Source organism: Blautia sp. OF03-13, assembly GCF_003460685.1.
In the GTDB taxonomy this organism is placed as follows: domain Bacteria; phylum Bacillota; class Clostridia; order Lachnospirales; family Lachnospiraceae; genus Fusicatenibacter; species Fusicatenibacter saccharivorans.
The window spans coordinates 109,643-127,321 of sequence record NZ_QTVR01000010.1 but is presented as its reverse complement, the minus strand read 5'-3'; the positions used below and the strand labels follow the sequence as shown (position 1 = coordinate 127,321).

Below are 17,679 nucleotides of genomic sequence, written 5' to 3'. Positions count from 1 at the left end.
ACTGCCCTTTTTATGGTATGCAGGATTTTATGTTAAACAGCTACGGTGAGCTGTAAAACGCTTCTTCCCTGCTTCCAGAGACGCAGATACACGTTTCTGCATTTCTGATAGCGCTGAAATGTTTTCTGTGTTTCGCACTCATTGCAATAGACCTTCCAGCATCCCTTGCATTTATAATTGTGGCCTTTGTTCTCAATAAAACCGATCACATCACCGAGCGGATAGTTGAGAAACACACCGATCTCATGCGGAAATCCTTCTTTACACTCTGCTACCCGGGTTTTCAGGCGATTCAGTGCATAGGCAATGTCTGTATTTTCATATCCATAGGATTTTAAAAACGCTGCATTCTCCGGATTTTCCAGCTCCTTCTGGAGAAGCCCTTCACGGTACACATAGACCAGTGCTCTCGTCTCATGCTCCCGCAATACAAAGATGTGAATTCCTTTTGGTTCCAGACAGGCACTCCAGTATGAAATCTGATCTTCCAGTTCTTCTTTGGATGAAAATGTCATATTACATAAATTTGCGGCTTTGATGGAAGCCAGCGTTGCCGAACAGTGTTCGATCAGAAATCTCTCAATCATGCCTTTTACGTCTCCTTCTTACATTGCTGCTGCGCAGTGCTCATCTAATACCGAGCGAAGTGCGGTGGCACTGCTGGTATGGATTCTTGCGATCGGAATATTGTTTTTCTTTGCTTCCTGGGAAGCAGTGATGACCATTTTGTGGGATACGGTGTTGGTAAAGAGAATCATCAGATCCGGATTCCCAATTTTTTTCTTAACGGAGCCATGCTCTTTCGGGAACACCTTTGCTTTACATCCATAGTCTTTACAGATATCTGTATATTGACACACCATTCTTTCATTTCCACCGATAATTACGACACTCATCTTCTCTACCTGCCTTTCTGTTGTTATCTTATGCTACTTGAAATTAGTTTATTCTAACTCCTGTGTTTTAAGAAAGAATCCCTCTACCGGGATCCCGTATGATTTTTGGTTTTATCCGTTGTACTTTAGTTAGCTACATCTAACTGTTGGGTATATCATACCGTTTTTGTCGGATTTTGTCAAGGATATCCTGCAAATTTTTCCGGCTTTTCTTGAGAAAATTGTATCATTTTCTTTTTCACATCACGCTGGTGAAAGAATATTCGCAATGGAAGCAGAGACTTTCCCTGCTTTTGTTAAAAAGCCGCTGGAATCTTAAGAAGAAGACTCCAGCGGCTTTCCCGTTGCTATTCTGTTCTGTTTTTTATACCGGCTCGTCCAGCAGGTTACCCATACTCTTTAAGCCAATGTAAAGAGTAGATGTATTGTGAAGCAGTGCGGAAGTGGTTGGCTGTAAAATGCCGCCCACGCCGAGCAGAATCAGTCCGGCATTGAACGTAACGATAAAGCGGTAATTCTTATGAATCCGTTTCATCAGACGGTTGCTCAGCATACGAAGCACCAGAATTTCTGCCAGATCGTCTGCGGCAACGGTGATATCCGCGATCTCACGCGCAATCTCTGCGCCCTCGCTGATGGCGATTCCAACGTCTGCGGCAGAAAGTGCCGGTGAATCGTTAATACCGTCACCGATCATAATGACTTTACGTCCCTCTGCTTTTTCTTTCTCCACAAAGTTTGCCTTATCCTCCGGCAGTACCTCAGCATAGTACTCGTCCACGCCGACCTTCTTCGCGATCGCTTTTGCCGTGCGCTCGCTGTCTCCGGTCATCATGACGATCTTTTTCAGACCTGCTTTTTTCAGCTGACAGATAATTTCGGCCGCCTCCGGACGAAGCGGATCCTCAATGCAGATAACTGCTGCAAGTACACCTTCTAAGGCAAGATAGAGATGAGAATACTCCTCCGGCAGATGACGGAACTTCTCTTCCATTCCTTCCGGAATGATACTATTCTCATCCTCAAATACGAAGTGATAACTTCCAATAATCGCTTTTTTGCCATTGATCGTTGTAGAAATACCGTGTGCAACGATATATTCTACTTTGGAGTGCATCTCCTCGTGATCCAGATGTTTCTCTTTTGCCGCGTCTACTACGGCTTTTGCCATGGAATGCGGAAAATGCTCTTCCAGGCAGGCTGCGATGCGCAGAAGCTCATCCGTGCTCTTTGTTTCGCTGAAGGATACCACCTCTGCTACGGTCGGCTGCGCTTTTGTCAGTGTTCCGGTCTTATCGAAAACGATCGTATCCGCTTCCGCCACAGCCTCCAGGAATTTACCGCCCTTTACGGTGATCTTGTGCTGGTTTGCCTCGCGGATTGCAGAGAGAACGGAAATCGGCATGGCAAGTTTTAACGCACAGGAGAAGTCCACCATCAGAATAGAGAGTGCTTTCGTTGCATTTCTGGTCAGAAGATACGTCAACGCCGTTCCGCCAAGGGAATACGGTACAAGACGGTCTGCCAGATGCTCTGCCTTGCTCTCCAGTCCGGATTTCAGTTTCTCGGACTCTTCGATCATCGCGGTAATCTTCTCGTAACGGCTGGATCCGCCGGTCTGCTTCACAAGAATGGTAAGCTCGCCCTCCTCAAGAACCGTTCCCGCATAGACAACGGAACCTAAGGTACGGCGTACCGGAACAGATTCTCCGGTCAGAGAAGCCTGGTTTACCATACCCTCGCCGTTGGATACCTCGCCGTCGAATGGAATCAGATTTCCCATATGTACGACAATCTCGTCGCCCGCAACAATTTTTTCAGACGGAACGAGAATTTCCTGGCCGTCTTTTTTCAGCCATACCTTTCCGACGTTCAGCGACATGCTGCGTGCCAGATCTCCGACGGATTTTTTATGCGTCCATTCCTCAAGCAGCTCTCCTACGCCGAGCAGGAACATGACAGAGCCTGCGGTTCCATAGTCGCCGCGGAGCATCGAAACACCGATTGCGGTTGCATCAAGAACCGGAACTTCGATCTTTCCCTGTGCCAGTGTCTGGATTCCTTTCCAGATATATTTTACGGAAACAACCGTAGTATAGATGGCACGGATCGGTGCCGGAAGAAGCCATTTTCTTCCAAAGTGGTAAATCACTTTGCTGATCAGCTTTTCCTGATATTCGTTGTTTAACGCTCTGCCGGAGCTCTCAAGCAGTCCGGTCGGCAGCTCTACTTCCTCGTAGTGGAAGAGCTGTATCATCCGAATCACAGCGGCTCGTTCTCCCTCGTAACAGATCACGGCATCGCCGGTTCTGTCATATACCTTCGCGAAAGATACCTGGTTCTGATTCTGCAGATAGTACAGCAGTGTCTCTGCCTGTACGGAGGACATGCGCTTCTGTGCCAGATGGATTCGGATTCTGCCTCTGCTTTCGTGTTTAATATAAAATTTCAAATCTTATGCCTCCTAGAAAAACACCTGCAGAGAATTCTGCAGGCGTTTTGTTTTTTCCGTATGAATACGACGTAAATCAGATGTTGCTGTGTACAGCTTATGCCTCAACCGTATCCTCTGCTTCTGCTTCAACAGCTTCCTCTGCTGTCTCTTCAGCTACATCCTCTACTGCCTCTTCTGCTGCTTCACGCTCTTCGTTGATCTGTTTTGCGTCAGCATAGATGTCCTCCGCATTCTCCTGGATGGTCGTTACCGTATCCATAACAACTTTCTTTGCACGAAGAACAGCTGCGGTGCAGTTGGTGTAAAGTTTTTTCGCATCCTTGCTGGACAGTGCTTTGATACCTGCTGTTCCGAATAATACTCCTGCTGCGAAAAGTCCTGGATGTTTTAAATCTTTGATTGTCATATTACATTTCCTCCTATTGTTAAAATAAATTTTTCCTGAATTTTACATCTTCCCCCGCTGTGGTTCACAGTATAGCACTCACCTGCTCGGTTAGACAATACGTACAGTTCTTTTTGATAATTATTTTCATTAAAACAGGGAAAACGGAAGGAATTTTCACCCGTTTTCCCCGTTTTTCAGCCTTCCACCGCTGAAACAATCACATTTTCAATATCCTGATTCTGAATATAGCCCTTTGCCTTCAGTCCGGATTTCATCACGTCCATCCACATCTCTCCGCTTAAGCGGCAGATGGTATGATCGCTCAGTTCTACGGTACAGCCCTGATCTTTGAAGCATTCTTCTCCACAGGCAATCTTGTAAAAATTTTTGCGGCTGATTGCACCGATGCTCTCCAGTGTATTCACCATGCGATACACCGTAGCAGGCCCGATGCTGCTGTCTTTCTGCAGAGCTTTATAGTAAATTTCTTTACAGCAGGAGCACTCCTCTTCCAGGATAATATCGAGCAGAATCCGTCTCTGTCTGGTTATTCTGCATCCCTGTTCCCGGAGCTTCTGAATAATCAGTTCTCGCTTCATCTGTGTTCTGTGATAATTTCTGGCTTCATGCTTTGTCTGTTCCTGCGGCATACGTTCTACCTCCTGATGATGATTCCTGTCCTGTCAGTCGCAATGTCCCTTGCACTGCCCGCAGTTACCACCACAGCTTCCCTTGCCACTTTTTTTATCTTTAATCATACTGCGTACTGCAAGTCCTACCAGACCAACAACGACTACAAGTGTGATAAAAGTTCCCATAGAAACAACTCCTTTCTTTTCAAAAGAGTCCGCATCCTGCAGCGGATGCCGGATACGGACTCTTCATCAGATACATGTTCTCTATCTGTCACAGCAATTATTTGCTGAACATTTTGTTGGTGGAAACGCTCAGAGTTGCGCTCTCTTTGTAAGGTCTTACCAGCAGATATACAAATCCGATGATGAGCAGAACAGCAACTACCGTTCCGATTCCAAAACCGCCGCCGATGAACAGGTTACCGATCTGATAAATGCACAGGGATACAACATAGGCAAGCAGTGTCTGATATCCGATTGCAGTAAAAAACCATTTGGTATTGTTCATCTCACGTTTGATTGCGCCCATTGCTGCGAAGCACGGTGCGCACAGAAGGTTGAATACCAGGAAGGAATAAGCTGCTACCGTAGATAAGCTTCCTGCGAGCTGTCCCCAGATCTCGGCACCGTCTTCTGCAACTTCACCAAAGCCAAACAGGATACCAAAGGTACCAACAACGTTCTCTTTTGCGATCAGTCCGGAAACAGCTGCAACAGCCATCTTCCAGTCGCCCCATCCAAGAGGTGCAAACAGAGGAGCGATCACGCTTCCGATGGAAGCCAGGATACTGTCATTTAACTGCTCGGCTTCCAGCATTCCGAAGGATCCGTCAACCCATCCGAAGTTCATCAGGAACCACAGAACGATGGTGGACATCAGGATGATGGTACCGGCTTTTTTGATGAAGGACCAGCCACGCTCCCACATGCTGCGAAGAACGTTGCTTACCGTCGGCCAGTGGTAAGCCGGAAGCTCCATAACAAACGGAGCCGGATCACCGGCGAACAGTTTTGTTTTTTTCAGGATGATACCGGAGCAGATGATTGCTGCGATACCAACGAAGTAAGCACTTGGTGCAACCCAGGAAGCTCCATTAAACAGGGCGCCTGCGATCAGGGCGATGATTGGAAGTTTTGCTCCACAAGGTACAAACGTTGTTGTCATGATGGTCATTTTACGGTCACGGTCATTCTCGATGGTACGGGAAGCCATGATACCAGGAACACCGCAGCCACTTCCGATCAGCATCGGAATGAAGGATTTTCCGGAAAGTCCAAATTTACGGAAGATACGGTCCATGATGAATGCAACACGCGCCATGTAACCGCAGGACTCCAGAAATGCCAGGAACAGGAACAGTACCAGCATCTGCGGTACGAATCCAAGTACGGCACCAACACCGGCAACAATACCATCCAGGATCAGACCCTGCAGCCAGTCAGCGCAGTGGATCGCGTTCAGCAGATTTTCAATGGCCGGCGGAATGATCTCTCCAAAGAGTACATCGTTGGTCCAGTCCGTTACAAAAGTACCTACTGTTGTGACAGATACATAATATACAACCCACATAACAACCGCGAAGATCGGAAGTGCCAGCCAGCGGTTGGTTACGATCCGGTCGATCTTATCCGATGTTGTCATGGCGTTTTTCTTGTTCTTTGTGACACAGTCACCGATGATGCTGGAAATATAAACGTAACGCTCGTTTGTAATAATACTCTCGGTATCGTCATCAAATTTGTCTTCCAGCTGTTTGATCTCGGCAGATACATCCGGAACGGATTTCATCTGCTCTGTGATCTTATCATCTTTCTCCAGAAGTTTGATTGCAAAGAAGCGTTTCTGCTCATTTACAATATCACTTCCGAGTTTGCTCTCAACGGTGCGGATGACTGCCTCCACATCCTTGTCAAACTCATGAACCGGTACAGCAGCACCTTTTTTCTGTGCAATCTGCACTGCTTTATCAGCAGCTTCTTTGATTCCGGTTCCCTTCAGAGCAGAGATGGTTACAACTTCACAGCCCAGCTTTTTCGCCAGTTTGTCGATATGTATTTTGTCTCCGTTCTTCTCAACAATATCCATCATATTGACAGCCATGATCACCGGAATACCAAGTTCCATGATCTGTGTGGACAGATACAGGTTACGCTCAATGTTGGTACCATCTACGATGTTCAGGATCGCATCCGGTCTTTCATTAATCAGGTAATTTCTGGCTACCACTTCCTCCAGTGTATACGGAGATAAAGAATAGATACCCGGAAGGTCCATGATGGTGACATCTTTGTGGCCTTTGAGCTTTCCTTCTTTTTTCTCGACGGTTACACCTGGCCAGTTTCCTACGAACTGGTTGGAGCCTGTCAGTGCATTGAACAATGTTGTCTTACCGCAGTTCGGGTTTCCTGCGAGTGCAATCTTAATTGCCATTTTTTCCATGCCCCTCTTTCTTTGATTTTTACTGATTTTAATAACTTCACAAGCCTTACCAATATTGGCTACAGCTTGCTTTCGTTAGCATCCGCTAACAAGCAGGCAAAAAAAATTTACTCTACTTCAATCATTTCGGCATCTGCTTTTCTTAAGGATAATTCGTATCCTCTGACGGTTACTTCGACCGGATCGCCGAGCGGAGCAACTTTGCGCACGAATACGTCAACACCCTTGGTGATTCCCATATCCATGATTCTTCTTTTGACCGGACCGGAGCCGTTGAGTTTTACAACTTTAACGGTTTCTCCTACGGAAGTCTCTTTTAAAGTCTTCATCTTCTCTCCTTCTTTCCTATCAAATCAGGATTTTGGCTGCCATATCTTTTCCAACGGCTACCCTGGAATCTTTCACATTCACAATGAGATTGCCGTCGATTTCCGATACGACTGTCACGTTTCCACCAACGACGAAGCCAAGATTTTCAAGAAATCTTCTGGTCTCTTCTTTTCCGCCGACTTTTCTGATTGTGTAACATTCGCCTGGATTTGCCATCGTTAAAGGCATAGTCAATTACCTCCTGTGTATGATAATGAGTTTCATCTCTATTTCAGTTGTTAGTATATGCTAACGTACGTTAGATGTCAACTGCTTTTTTACTATTTTTTTGTATTTTTTTCTGAAATTTACTCCGTTACTGAGAAAAAGCCTTCGTTAAGAGCCCTGTTTTTTTGAAAAATAAGGCAGAACAGAGAAATTTCGTATCTCCCTGTTCTGCCCTTTTTGCTTTCCATTTCTTTTTAGAAACGGTACATCATCTTATGCCATTTTGCACCGCCATGCGTCGAGTCGGAAAGTTCGATATATTCGTATCCGATCCTTTTGTAGAATGGAATCATATGATCCTTGCACGTAAGAACAACGGCTTTTTTGTCACGCTCTCCTGCGCTTTTTACCATATGACGCATCAGTGCTTCTCCAATGCCCTGTTTCTGGAACTTCGGATTGACGTCCAGTCCGAAAATCATCTGATAATCGCCGTCCGGGTTGTGCAGCGTGGCGTCATGGTAGAGTGCATCCGCCAGATAATCAGTATCCGCACAGCAGCCATTGCAGAAGCCTGCGATTTCGCCGTCTTCAGTTTCCGCCACAAAAAAGCTGTTTTTACAGGTTTTGTACCGCTCCATGAAGTCTTCATAACCTGCCGCCTCGGCAGCCGGGAAACATAGCGCCTCCACCTCGGCTACCTTTTTCAGATCTTCCTCTTTTACCGGACGGATCGTATACTTTACTTTTCGTTTTAAATAGGGCTTCAGTCCCGCAACGACTTCTTCCACCGTTCCATCCACGAACGGATTCTTCAGTCCTGCCAGCTCCAGCAGTGCAAAATATCCCTTGCTTCCGCCTGCCTGGCAGAGACGGTAATAATCGTCCCACGCCTTTTCCGGCTCTTTTTTGGAACGCTCAAAGAACTGGAAAGCACAGATCTGTGCCAGCGCATAATCAATATAATAGAACGGGTTCACAAAGATATGCTGCTTCTGCATCCAGAAACCGCCCTCCTCGAGGAACTTGTGGCCGTCATAATTTCTCCATGGCATATAGGTCAGCTCTAACTGATGCCAGATCGCACGGCGCTCCTTGGCCGTCATGCCGATATTTTCAAATACCTTATGCTGGAACTCATCCACACATACCATGTACGGAATCACTTCCAGCGCGCTCATCAGGTGCGCATAACGGTAATCATCTGCTTTCTCTCCAAAGAATGCATTCATCCAGGGGTATGCGAAATGCTCCATTGTCATCGAGTGAATCTCCGCCACCTCGCTTGTCGGGAATACCATATCCATAAACGGAATCTGTTTTGCCGCCGTATACGCCTCGAATGCATGGCCCGCCTCATGAGTCAGAACATCAACGTCCGCGCTCGTACCATTAAAGTTGGAGAAGATGAACGGCGCCTTGAACGTATTCAGAAATGTGCAGTAACCGCCTGTCTGTTTTCCCGGCTTCGTCTCCAGGTCAAACAGCTCATGCTCCACCATAAAATCAAAGAACTCACCCGTCTCTTTCGACAGCTCATGGTACATCTTCTGCGCCTTCGCAACCAGTTCCTCCGTCGTTCCTTCCGGAACCGCATTTCCTTCCGGGAAAATCAGCTCCTCATCGTAATAATGCAGCCGGTCCACTCTAAGCCGTTTCTCCTGCTCCTTCCGAAGCTCCAGGCAGAGCGGTACAATCTTCTCCTTCACCTGCGCACGGAACTTTGCAACATCCTCCGCCGTATAATCGTATCTTCCATAGCTCAGGTAAATAAATTCAATGTAAGAAGAAAATCCCAGCTTCTTCGCAATTTTATCGCGCAGCGGAACCATCTTGTCATACAGCGCATCCAGCTCACCGGAAATCTCTTCATACAAATCTCCCCATGCCGTCATCGCCTCTTTCCGCATCTGGCGGTCCGTACTCTGCATCGCCTTCAGCAGTCCATAAAAATTACACGTTTCGCCCTTAAATTCCGTCGAAGCATTCGCCGTAATTTTACTGTACTGCTGCGTCAGATTCGCCTCTTCGATCAGATCCTCCACGATACAGTCGTCCGCTAATTTTTGGCCAACCTCCATATTCTTCACAAAAAATTCCCCGAACTCCTCTGCAAACTCTTTGATAAACGGAGACTCCAGAATCACCTTCTCTGCCTTTTGTATCAGCAGATGGATCGCCGGAATCGTCTCATTCCAGAACTGAACCTCTCCTTCATAAAACGAATCTCTGGTGTCCACCGTATATCTTACCTGCGCCACTTCCGCCATTGTCGCCCAGGCATCCTCGCGCGTTTTTTCTTCCATAAAAAGTCCGCGCAGCTCCTCATATGATTTTGCCTCTTTGAGCGCCTTCGTATACGCTCTTACTTTTTCCTGCTCTGCCTCCATGTCCGGCCTTACGTATTCAATTTCCGAAAACTTTTTCATCTTCTCTTACCTCCTTCTATTCCAGAACGCCCAGATTTTTCAACTCATGATAAACCCGGGACGCCGGCAGTCCCATCACATTATAATAGTCTCCCTGGATTCCTTTCACAAACTTTGTCCCAAACACCGTCTGAATTCCGTATCCTCCAGCCTTATCCGACCACACAGGAGCCTCCCCCTCTTTCTCAAGAGCAAGATACCCGTTTATCTCCTCCTCTGTCATCGCATAAAACTCTACATCTGTACGGTCACAGAACGATACCACACGCTTTGCGTCCCCCTCTGTTACCGCAATCGTAACTCCAGTATACACCTGATGCACCCTTCCCTGCAACTGCTGCATCATGCTTCTGGCATGTTCTATCCCTTTCGGCTTGCCAAGGATCTCCCCTTCAAAAGCCACAACCGTATCCGCCCCGATCACAACGGCATCCCCTTCGGTAATCTCCGCAACATCCAGACATTTCAGCCGTGAAAGCTCCTCCACAACCTTCTCCGGTTCCGCAGACGTCACAACTTCTTCCGCCCCTGAAGCCTGAACCTTACACCGTATTCCCAACATCTCCATCAACTCTCTTCTTCTGGGTGACCCCGAAGCCAATATCACTTTCATCCTGCTGTCTCCTTTATTTTTTCTTTCATGACATGCATTTTTTTCACACCATGCAGCGGTCCGCGGGAATGTGCGGCTTGCGCCAGATGGCCGGATAAAATAAGTACGCAACAAACACAATCCACTCGTGTCCGTTCCCGGCGTACTTATTTTATCCAGATGCCTGAATTTCCGTCTTATGCAAAGCAAAACGATAAGCCGGGTTATGTCGTGTGTAATCATCTATCCAATGGAACTGTCGCCAGTCCCCTTAAGCGACCCACCTGAAAACATGACGGGCAGCCATATACGTTTTCTATTCGGTCTTGCTTCGGATGGGGTTTACATGGCTTTCTCTGTTACCAGAGAAACGGTAGTCTCTTACACTGCCTTTCCACCCTTACCAGGAAAAACCTGGCGGTATCTCTCTGTTGCACTATCCCTGGAGTCGCCTCCGCCGGACGTTATCCGGCATCCTGCCCTGCGAAGCCCGGACTTTCCTCACCTGGCCCCTTTCGGTCCTGCCAGCCGCGATTACATATCTTACTTTGTCAAAAACGGAACATCAGACAGTTAATAATCTTACCACAAACTCTCTTTCTTGTCCATCCCCAAATCGCAGATCCCACAAAGCCATACAAAACAGCCTTTCACACATCAAAGCAGCTTCCCCCCACAAACTCCCGCAGAATCGAATTCTTGGGAATATCCTCAATCGGCACTCCGACAAAATAATCCAAAAACTTCAGCAGCCGCTTCGCCTCCTGGTACTCCGGCTCTCCCTCCTCAATCTGGAACAGCAGCGGTTCCGCATACAGCTTCAGAACCGAAAGCTCATACACCAGCGCCGAATTAAACATCACATCCGCCTTCTCCTGATTCGGAAAAATATTCCGATCCTCGCCGCGGCGCACCGACGGCCACATCGCAATCGTCTCCTTCGCCGACGTTGCCCGCGTCCGGCTGTCGCGCACCATCCGCCGGATCAGACGTCCGTCCGTCGTCGGAATCCGGTTGTGCTCATCCACATTGATCTGCGTCAGCGCACTGATATAAATCCGGAATTTACTTTCCGAAGGAAGCGACCACGTCAGTTTTTCATTCAGCCCGTGAATCCCCTCCAGCACCAGCACATCGGTCTCCTTCATCTGAATAAAATTCCCCTTGTACTCGCGCTTGCCCGTCTTAAAATTAAAATACGGCAGTTCCACACGCTCTCCGTTCAAAAGTGCTGTCATATCCCGGTTCAAAAGCTCGATATCCAGTGCTTCCAGGCATTCAAAATCATAATCGCCGTTTTCATCCCGCGGCGTATCTACCCGGTTCACATAGTAATTATCAAGGCTGATCGGATGCGGCGTCAGACCATGCGCTGAAAGCTGGATGGAAAGCCGGTTGCAGAACGTTGTCTTTCCGGAGGAAGACGGCCCCGCAATCAGCACAAATTTAACCTGCTTTCTTTCCGCAATCTGCTCCGCAATCTTCGCAATCTTCTGCTCCTGCAGCGCCTCCGCAATCAGCATCATCTGCTGAATATTGCCCTTCGTGATGCGTTCATTTAAGTCGGCAACCGTGGAAATTCCCATCTGCTCACCCCAGCGCTCCGATTCCCGCTGCACCTGGAACACCTTCGGGGAGAGATTCGCCGCCGGCACCGTCTCCGGCGCCTTTTTCTCCGGCATCTGCAGCACAAAGCCGTCATCGTATAAATAGAGATCAAAATACTTCAGATAACTCGTATCATACGTCATAAATCCATAATAATAGTCTTCAAAATCCCCGAGACTGTACAGATTCACACGGGAGACACGGCGGTAACGGAATAAGCGGTCTTTATCCGTCATGCCATGCAGCCGGAACCGTTCTCTCGCCTCGTGCGTATCGACACTCCGCTTATAAATCGGCACCGCCTTTTCCACCTGTTCATGCATATACGCTTTTACTTCGTCCAAAAACGCCTGATTCAGCGTGATATCGCCGTCCACTGTATAGAAAAAGCCCGAACCTGCCGAAAAATGCAGCATCACATGACGGATCTTATCGTAGCCGCCCACATGGTATACTGCTTTGACCAGCAAAAGGGAAAGACTTCTCTGATACGTTTTATGTCCGATCTCATCCTTCGTCGTCACAAATTCCAGTTCACAGTCTTTTTTCAGCTGCTTGTGCAGCTCCCTCAGCCGTCCGTCCACCTTCACCAGGACAATCGGAGCATCCATCGTTTTCTCAAAATCTTTTGCAATCTCATAATAAGAGCAATTTTCCGGATATTCATATTTCTTTCCATCAATTGTTACCTGAATCACTTGTAATCCCTCCTTTTTGCAAAACTTTCTGAAAATTCAGAAGTGAAAACGAAGGCGCGCCCGAAAATTATAAAACCTGAAATTTTCAGACACGCCTCCTCATGATAAAACGCTGTCGTTACATCGTATGGAACCGCGCAAGCGCAGATTCCAGTATTGCCTCTTTTTCTTTTAATTCACAAAGCCTCTGTGCCGCCTTCTCCCCCGGATTGCCAGAGAGCTGGCCGATCAGTATTCTGTTCTGGTTCTGCTGCTTCTGCAGATATTCCAACAGCACCGGATTCTGGTTTTCCAGAAGGCGTGGTCCATAGAAAAGCTCCTCCGCCTTCAGATCTTCCTTTTCCCCATGCACTGCCCGCAGAATCGGATAGTATTTTCCATCCTCCTCCACGAAATTCTCCTGTGCAAGGTAAAATCCGTGCTCCAGCAGCCATGCGCGCACGCGGTCGATATCTGACTGCGGCTCCAGAATCAGCTCACCAAAGCCGGACAGCAGCGGCTCACCCTCACTTAAAATCCTTACGGTGAGCCCGCCGCCCATGCCCGCGATGAGGAGAGAATCCCCCTCCCCCGCCTGCAGGGCATGAAGGCCATCGGAAAGCCGTGTTTCTATGTAGTCCCCCATGTTATACTGCGCGATATGCTCCCTGGCCCGTTCTAACGGTCCGCGGTTCACATCCATGGCGATTGCGGAGGAAATCTTCTTCTGTTCCAGCAGCGCAATCGGCACATAGCCGTGATCTGTTCCCACATCGACCAGACAGCCGCCCGGGGTGACAAACTCCGCTACCGCGGAAAGTCTTTTTGATAACTGCATGTCTTTTCTCCTGACCAAAAACTTAGTCCAGATAATCTTTGAGTTTTCTGGAACGGCTCGGATGGCGGAGCTTTCGAAGCGCTTTCGCCTCAATCTGACGGATACGCTCTCTTGTAACGTTGAACTCTTTACCAACCTCTTCGAGGGTTCTCGCACGGCCGTCATCGAGTCCGAAACGGAGACGCAGAACCTTCTGCTCACGGTCAGTCAGCGTGCTTAATACATCCTCGAGCTGCTCTTTCAGCATGGTGAATGCTGCCGCGTCTGCCGGTACCGGCACATTGTCGTCCTGAATGAAATCGCCGAGGTGGCTGTCCTCTTCCTCACCGATTGGTGTCTCGAGGGAAACCGGTTCCTGGGAGATTTTCAGGATCTCGCGGACACGCTCCACAGACATGTGCATCTCCTCTGCGATCTCTTCCGGCGTAGGTTCGCGGCCTAACTCCTGCAGTAACTGACGGGAAACGCGGATCAGCTTGTTGATGGTCTCTACCATATGAACCGGAATACGGATCGTTCTCGCCTGGTCTGCAATCGCTCTTGTGATCGCCTGGCGGATCCACCATGTTGCATAGGTGGAGAATTTGTATCCCTTGCGGTAATCGAATTTTTCAACCGCTTTGATGAGGCCTAAGTTACCTTCCTGAATCAGATCCAGGAACAGCATGCCGCGGCCGACATAACGTTTTGCAATGGAAACAACGAGACGAAGGTTGGCCTCTGCCAGACGTTTTTTCGCATCCTCATCGCCCTCTTCCATTCTCTGTGCCAGCTTGATCTCTTCCTCTGCGGAAAGAAGCGGCACTTTACCGATCTCTTTTAAGTACATGCGGACCGGGTCCTCAATGCTGACGCCTTCCGGAACGGAAAGGTCGATGTTTTCCATATCGATCTCTTCTTCCTCGGAAAGGTCAATGTCATCGTCGTCCAGAAGGAGAAGATCGCGGTCTGCCGCATTTGGATCCTCGGTCATGTCGGAGAGACGCAGTACGTCGATACCGCTTGCCTCCAGGTACTCAAATACCTTCTCCATCTGCTCCGCATCCAGCGGCATATCGCGGAAAAAGTCGTTGATTTCCTGATATTCCAGGACGCTCTTTTTCTTCTTGCCGTATGCTACCAGCTCTTTTAATTTTTCCATAAATTTTACTTTATCGAACTCCATTGACTGTCCATCCTTCCATAGCTTGTATATATTCTGTCCCTGTCCTGCGAAATTAAACACACAGAACAGAAGATTCCAGGGTTTTTCTTTGGTATCCAGTTTTGCTTAAAAAGTGAATTCCGGAAGTTCCCCTGCTTTCCACCGCTCCAGGCTTTTTTTATCTGCCATCAATTTCTGCAGCGCCGCCATATCGGTCACATTCATATGCGCCGACTGATATGCAATACTGTTCTCTTTCATATTGCAGATCACATCGTGCAGCGCGCGCCGTTTTTCCTCCTCTGTCTCCAGCGGGATTGTGGCATTAAAAAGGCCTGCAACTTCTTTCTGCTCCTCGGAATCAACAAACTGATTCAAAAGCTTTGCCGGATTTACGCCGCCCTCGTGGTACTGCAGCACAATCATCTCTGCAATCTGGTGGTAGAGAGGGGTGGTAAAATCCGCCGGCGTAATATATTTTTCCAGCTTTCCAATGAGCGCCGGATAAGAGGTCATCCACGTCAGCATCAACTTCTGTGCTTTTTCGACGCCGCCCTCTTTTTCTTTTTTGTTTGAGGCTGTATTCCGCGGTTTTACGCTCTCCGTCCTTCCGGCTCCCGAGAGTGCCATCTGGCCGACCTGCTTGCGCAGTACCTCGACGGCAATGCCGTACTTTCCCGCCACAGCCTCAAGATAGCTGTTCCGCTCGATCTCATCCTCAATTGCTACAAGGCGGCGCACCGCTTCATGAAGAAAATCGGATTTGCCCTGCGGATCGGCAAGGTCAAAGTCACGCTCCTTCATGCGGATCTCGTACAGAACGCTGTTTTCCGCCTCCTCCAGGCGTTTTTCGAACGCCTCACAGCCTTCGTGCTGGATAAACTCATCGGGGTCCTTATACGGCCTTAAATTGACGACACGCGTGGTAAGACCGACGCCTTTCAGCATCGGGATCGCACGGAGTGCTGCTTTGACACCCGCCTCATCGCTGTCGTAGATCACAAGAACCTCGTCGGTGTACCGCTTCATGAGCCCTGCCTGCAGCGAGGTGAGCGCCGTTCCAAGAGATGCCACCGCGTTGTTGAAGCCCGCCTGGTGCATGGAGATGACATCCATATAGCCCTCGCAGATGATTAGATTTTTCCTCCGCGAAGAGCGCGCCAGGTTCAGCCCATAGAGGTTGCGGCTTTTGTCGAAGATCTTTGTCTCCGGCGAGTTCAGGTATTTCGGCTTTCCATCCCCCATCACACGGCCTCCGAAGCCGATCACGCGGCTGTTGGCATCCATGATCGGGTAGATGACACGATTCCAGAACTTATCCTGCATACCGTGCACTTCGTCCGCCAGAAACAATCCCGACTGGCGAAGGATTTCATCGTCATACCCTTTTTCTTTTAAAAAGCGGTACAGCAGGCTTCCGTACTTATCTGAGTAGCCAAGACCGAACTTCCGGATTGTATCATCCGAAAGACCGCGCCCCTTTAAGTAATCATAGCCCTGTTTTCCGCGTTCGGTGTGGAGCTGGTAATAATAGAATTTCGCCGCCTGTTTGTTGATTTCCAGCAGCGTGTTCTTTAAATCCGCCTGCTCCTTTGCTTCTTTCGAATACTCCATCTGCGGAAGCTCCACCCCGGCCCGGTCGGCCAGAAATTTCAAGGCTTCCACAAACGTGAAGTTTTCGTATTCCATCAAAAATGTGAAAACATTTCCTCCGGCTCCGCATCCGAAGCAGTAATACATCTGCTTTCCTGGGCTGACGGAAAAGGAAGGGGACTTCTCATTGTGGAAAGGGCAGAGCCCGAAGTAAGAGCTTCCTCTTCTTGTCAGCTTTACGTAGCCGGATATCACATCTACGATGTCATTTTTCATACGAATCTCTTCCACTAAATCATCGGAATATCGCATTTTTTCCTCCCTGTATCTAATAAACCGCCCAGGCTTTCGGCACGAACAGCTCCTCGTATTTGTGCATGGAATACTGATCGGTCATACCGGCAATGTAATCGCATACTACCTGTGTCTTGTCCTCGCCGCACCCGATCAGATTCCGGTACTCGCGGGACATCTGTTCCGGGTGCTCCTGGTAGTAGGTGTAGAGGGAAATCAGCATCTTCTTTGCCTTCTCCTCCTCTTTTTTCGCCTCCGGGTTGCGGTAGACGTTCGCGAACATCAACTCCCGCAGCATGCGCATGCCCTCGGCAATCTCCGCCGACTGGCGCACATACTCCGTTCCGCGGCTCTGCTCCACAATGTCGTGGATCAGCGTATTGAGCCGCTCGCGGCATGTATCGCCAAGGACGACGCGGATCGTAATCGGGATGTCATCCTCGCTTAAAATGCCGGCACGGATGGCATCGTCCATATCGTGGTGGATGTAGGCGATCTTGTCGCAGAGACGCACAACCTGTCCCTCCAGGGTCGACGGCTTTCCCGCCGTGCGGTGGTTCAGAATTCCATCCCGCACTTCCCAGGTCAGGTTCAGGCCCTGTCCTTCCTTTTCTAGAACCTCCACGACACGGACGCTCTGTTCCGCGTGGCGGAAGCCCCCGGGATGCACCGCATTGAGCGCCGCTTCCCCGGAATGGCCAAACGGCGTGTGTCCGAGATCGTGGCCAAGCGCAATGGCTTCGGTCAGATCCTCATTCAGATTCAGCGCCCGCGCAATCGTGCGGGCAATCTGGGACACCTCGAGTGTGTGCGTCAGGCGGGTCCGGTAATGATCGCCCTGCGCAGCGAGAAACACCTGTGTTTTGTCTTTCATCCTGCGAAAGGCTTTGGAGTGGAGAATCCGGTCCCGGTCTCTCTGGTAGACGGTGCGGATGTCACACTCCGGTTCATATCGGTCCCTTCCTCTGGAATTCCGGCTGTGCGCCGCATAAGGACTCAGCTCCTGAAATTCCCGTTCTTCAAACGATTCTCTCAAGTTCAAACGAAGACCACCTCTTTCCCGGTAATATGCCTGTAACAGTTCTTTTCATTGTCCTCCTATTTCCTATATTCGGTGCCCGATTCCGATTTCCTTTTTTATTTTTCAAATTTT

At 48.8% G+C, this 17,679-nt stretch carries 16 protein-coding genes and 1 other RNA gene; all 17 read right to left on the bottom strand.

Annotated features, from left to right (window positions below):
• Nucleotides 1-32: 32 nt before the first annotated feature.
• The 17 genes from DXA55_RS09755 to DXA55_RS09675 all read right to left on the bottom strand — a co-directional run bounded on the left by DXA55_RS09755 (nucleotide 33) and on the right by DXA55_RS09675 (nucleotide 17,568).
• Nucleotides 33-587, bottom strand: coding sequence for a DUF3793 family protein (locus tag DXA55_RS09755; RefSeq protein ID WP_055228382.1), 555 nt, complete (start codon nucleotides 585-587; stop codon nucleotides 33-35).
• Between the two features lie 18 nt (nucleotides 588-605).
• On the bottom strand, nucleotides 606-896 hold the full coding sequence (locus DXA55_RS09750) for a DUF2325 domain-containing protein (RefSeq protein WP_022462751.1): 291 nt from the start codon (nucleotides 894-896) through the stop codon (nucleotides 606-608).
• A gap of 364 nt (nucleotides 897-1,260) precedes the next feature.
• Nucleotides 1,261-3,348, bottom strand: a complete 2,088-nt coding sequence (locus tag DXA55_RS09745) for a heavy metal translocating P-type ATPase (RefSeq protein WP_117813977.1) — start codon at nucleotides 3,346-3,348, stop codon at nucleotides 1,261-1,263.
• A gap of 97 nt (nucleotides 3,349-3,445) precedes the next feature.
• Nucleotides 3,446-3,757 carry a DUF6110 family protein gene (locus tag DXA55_RS09740; protein ID WP_022462749.1) on the bottom strand — a complete coding sequence of 104 codons (312 nt, stop codon included), beginning with the start codon at nucleotides 3,755-3,757 and terminating at the stop codon, nucleotides 3,446-3,448.
• Nucleotides 3,758-3,933: 176 nt separating this feature from the next.
• Nucleotides 3,934-4,389 carry a transcriptional repressor gene (locus DXA55_RS09735; protein ID WP_022462748.1) on the bottom strand — a complete coding sequence of 152 codons (456 nt, stop codon included), beginning with the start codon at nucleotides 4,387-4,389 and terminating at the stop codon, nucleotides 3,934-3,936.
• 33 nt (nucleotides 4,390-4,422) lie between these two features.
• Complete coding sequence (locus tag DXA55_RS09730; RefSeq protein ID WP_022462747.1) at nucleotides 4,423-4,557, bottom strand: FeoB-associated Cys-rich membrane protein; 135 nt, start codon at nucleotides 4,555-4,557, stop codon at nucleotides 4,423-4,425.
• 97 nt (nucleotides 4,558-4,654) lie between these two features.
• Nucleotides 4,655-6,805: a ferrous iron transport protein B gene (gene feoB, locus DXA55_RS09725; protein WP_022462746.1), complete on the bottom strand. Its 2,151-nt coding sequence runs from the start codon at nucleotides 6,803-6,805 to the stop codon at nucleotides 4,655-4,657.
• A gap of 116 nt (nucleotides 6,806-6,921) precedes the next feature.
• Entirely contained in the window at nucleotides 6,922-7,143 is a 222-nt protein-coding gene (locus DXA55_RS09720; RefSeq protein ID WP_022462745.1) for a FeoA family protein, read from the bottom strand.
• A gap of 19 nt (nucleotides 7,144-7,162) precedes the next feature.
• On the bottom strand, nucleotides 7,163-7,372 hold the full coding sequence (locus DXA55_RS09715; protein ID WP_022462744.1) for a FeoA family protein: 210 nt from the start codon (nucleotides 7,370-7,372) through the stop codon (nucleotides 7,163-7,165).
• A gap of 233 nt (nucleotides 7,373-7,605) precedes the next feature.
• Nucleotides 7,606-9,780 carry a M3 family oligoendopeptidase gene (locus DXA55_RS09710; RefSeq protein ID WP_117802555.1) on the bottom strand — a complete coding sequence of 725 codons (2,175 nt, stop codon included), beginning with the start codon at nucleotides 9,778-9,780 and terminating at the stop codon, nucleotides 7,606-7,608.
• A 16-nt stretch (nucleotides 9,781-9,796) separates the two neighbouring features.
• Entirely contained in the window at nucleotides 9,797-10,393 is a 597-nt protein-coding gene (locus DXA55_RS09705; protein ID WP_117510305.1) for a Maf family protein, read from the bottom strand.
• Nucleotides 10,394-10,571: 178 nt separating this feature from the next.
• An RNA gene (rnpB, locus tag DXA55_RS09700) (RNase P RNA component class A) lies at nucleotides 10,572-10,922 on the bottom strand.
• A gap of 100 nt (nucleotides 10,923-11,022) precedes the next feature.
• The gene (locus DXA55_RS09695; RefSeq protein WP_242998460.1) at nucleotides 11,023-12,678 is read right to left on the bottom strand and encodes a nucleoside kinase; all 1,656 of its coding nucleotides are present in this window, start codon (nucleotides 12,676-12,678) and stop codon (nucleotides 11,023-11,025) included.
• 118 nt (nucleotides 12,679-12,796) lie between these two features.
• On the bottom strand, nucleotides 12,797-13,495 hold the full coding sequence (locus DXA55_RS09690; protein WP_117813975.1) for a tRNA (adenine(22)-N(1))-methyltransferase: 699 nt from the start codon (nucleotides 13,493-13,495) through the stop codon (nucleotides 12,797-12,799).
• A 22-nt stretch (nucleotides 13,496-13,517) separates the two neighbouring features.
• Nucleotides 13,518-14,660 carry an RNA polymerase sigma factor RpoD gene (rpoD, locus tag DXA55_RS09685; RefSeq protein WP_117813973.1) on the bottom strand — a complete coding sequence of 381 codons (1,143 nt, stop codon included), beginning with the start codon at nucleotides 14,658-14,660 and terminating at the stop codon, nucleotides 13,518-13,520.
• Nucleotides 14,661-14,765: 105 nt separating this feature from the next.
• On the bottom strand, nucleotides 14,766-16,544 hold the full coding sequence (dnaG, locus tag DXA55_RS09680; protein WP_055218882.1) for a DNA primase: 1,779 nt from the start codon (nucleotides 16,542-16,544) through the stop codon (nucleotides 14,766-14,768).
• Between the two features lie 16 nt (nucleotides 16,545-16,560).
• Nucleotides 16,561-17,568: a deoxyguanosinetriphosphate triphosphohydrolase gene (locus DXA55_RS09675; protein ID WP_055218880.1), complete on the bottom strand. Its 1,008-nt coding sequence runs from the start codon at nucleotides 17,566-17,568 to the stop codon at nucleotides 16,561-16,563.
• Nucleotides 17,569-17,679: the final 111 nt, after the last annotated feature.

Coding starts and splice junctions, on each gene's coding strand:
- DXA55_RS09755 (WP_055228382.1), bottom strand. CDS start 587: ATGATTGAGAGATTTCTGATCGAACACTGTTCGGCAACGCTGGCTTCC.
- DXA55_RS09750 (WP_022462751.1), bottom strand. CDS start 896: ATGAGTGTCGTAATTATCGGTGGAAATGAAAGAATGGTGTGTCAATAT.
- DXA55_RS09740 (WP_022462749.1), bottom strand. CDS start 3,757: ATGACAATCAAAGATTTAAAACATCCAGGACTTTTCGCAGCAGGAGTA.
- DXA55_RS09735 (WP_022462748.1), bottom strand. CDS start 4,389: ATGCCGCAGGAACAGACAAAGCATGAAGCCAGAAATTATCACAGAACA.
- DXA55_RS09730 (WP_022462747.1), bottom strand. CDS start 4,557: ATGGGAACTTTTATCACACTTGTAGTCGTTGTTGGTCTGGTAGGACTT.
- feoB (WP_022462746.1), bottom strand. CDS start 6,805: ATGGCAATTAAGATTGCACTCGCAGGAAACCCGAACTGCGGTAAGACA.
- DXA55_RS09720 (WP_022462745.1), bottom strand. CDS start 7,143: ATGAAGACTTTAAAAGAGACTTCCGTAGGAGAAACCGTTAAAGTTGTA.
- DXA55_RS09715 (WP_022462744.1), bottom strand. CDS start 7,372: ATGCCTTTAACGATGGCAAATCCAGGCGAATGTTACACAATCAGAAAA.
- DXA55_RS09710 (WP_117802555.1), bottom strand. CDS start 9,780: ATGAAAAAGTTTTCGGAAATTGAATACGTAAGGCCGGACATGGAGGCA.
- DXA55_RS09705 (WP_117510305.1), bottom strand. CDS start 10,393: ATGAAAGTGATATTGGCTTCGGGGTCACCCAGAAGAAGAGAGTTGATG.
- DXA55_RS09690 (WP_117813975.1), bottom strand. CDS start 13,495: ATGCAGTTATCAAAAAGACTTTCCGCGGTAGCGGAGTTTGTCACCCCG.
- rpoD (WP_117813973.1), bottom strand. CDS start 14,660: ATGGAGTTCGATAAAGTAAAATTTATGGAAAAATTAAAAGAGCTGGTA.
- dnaG (WP_055218882.1), bottom strand. CDS start 16,544: ATGCGATATTCCGATGATTTAGTGGAAGAGATTCGTATGAAAAATGAC.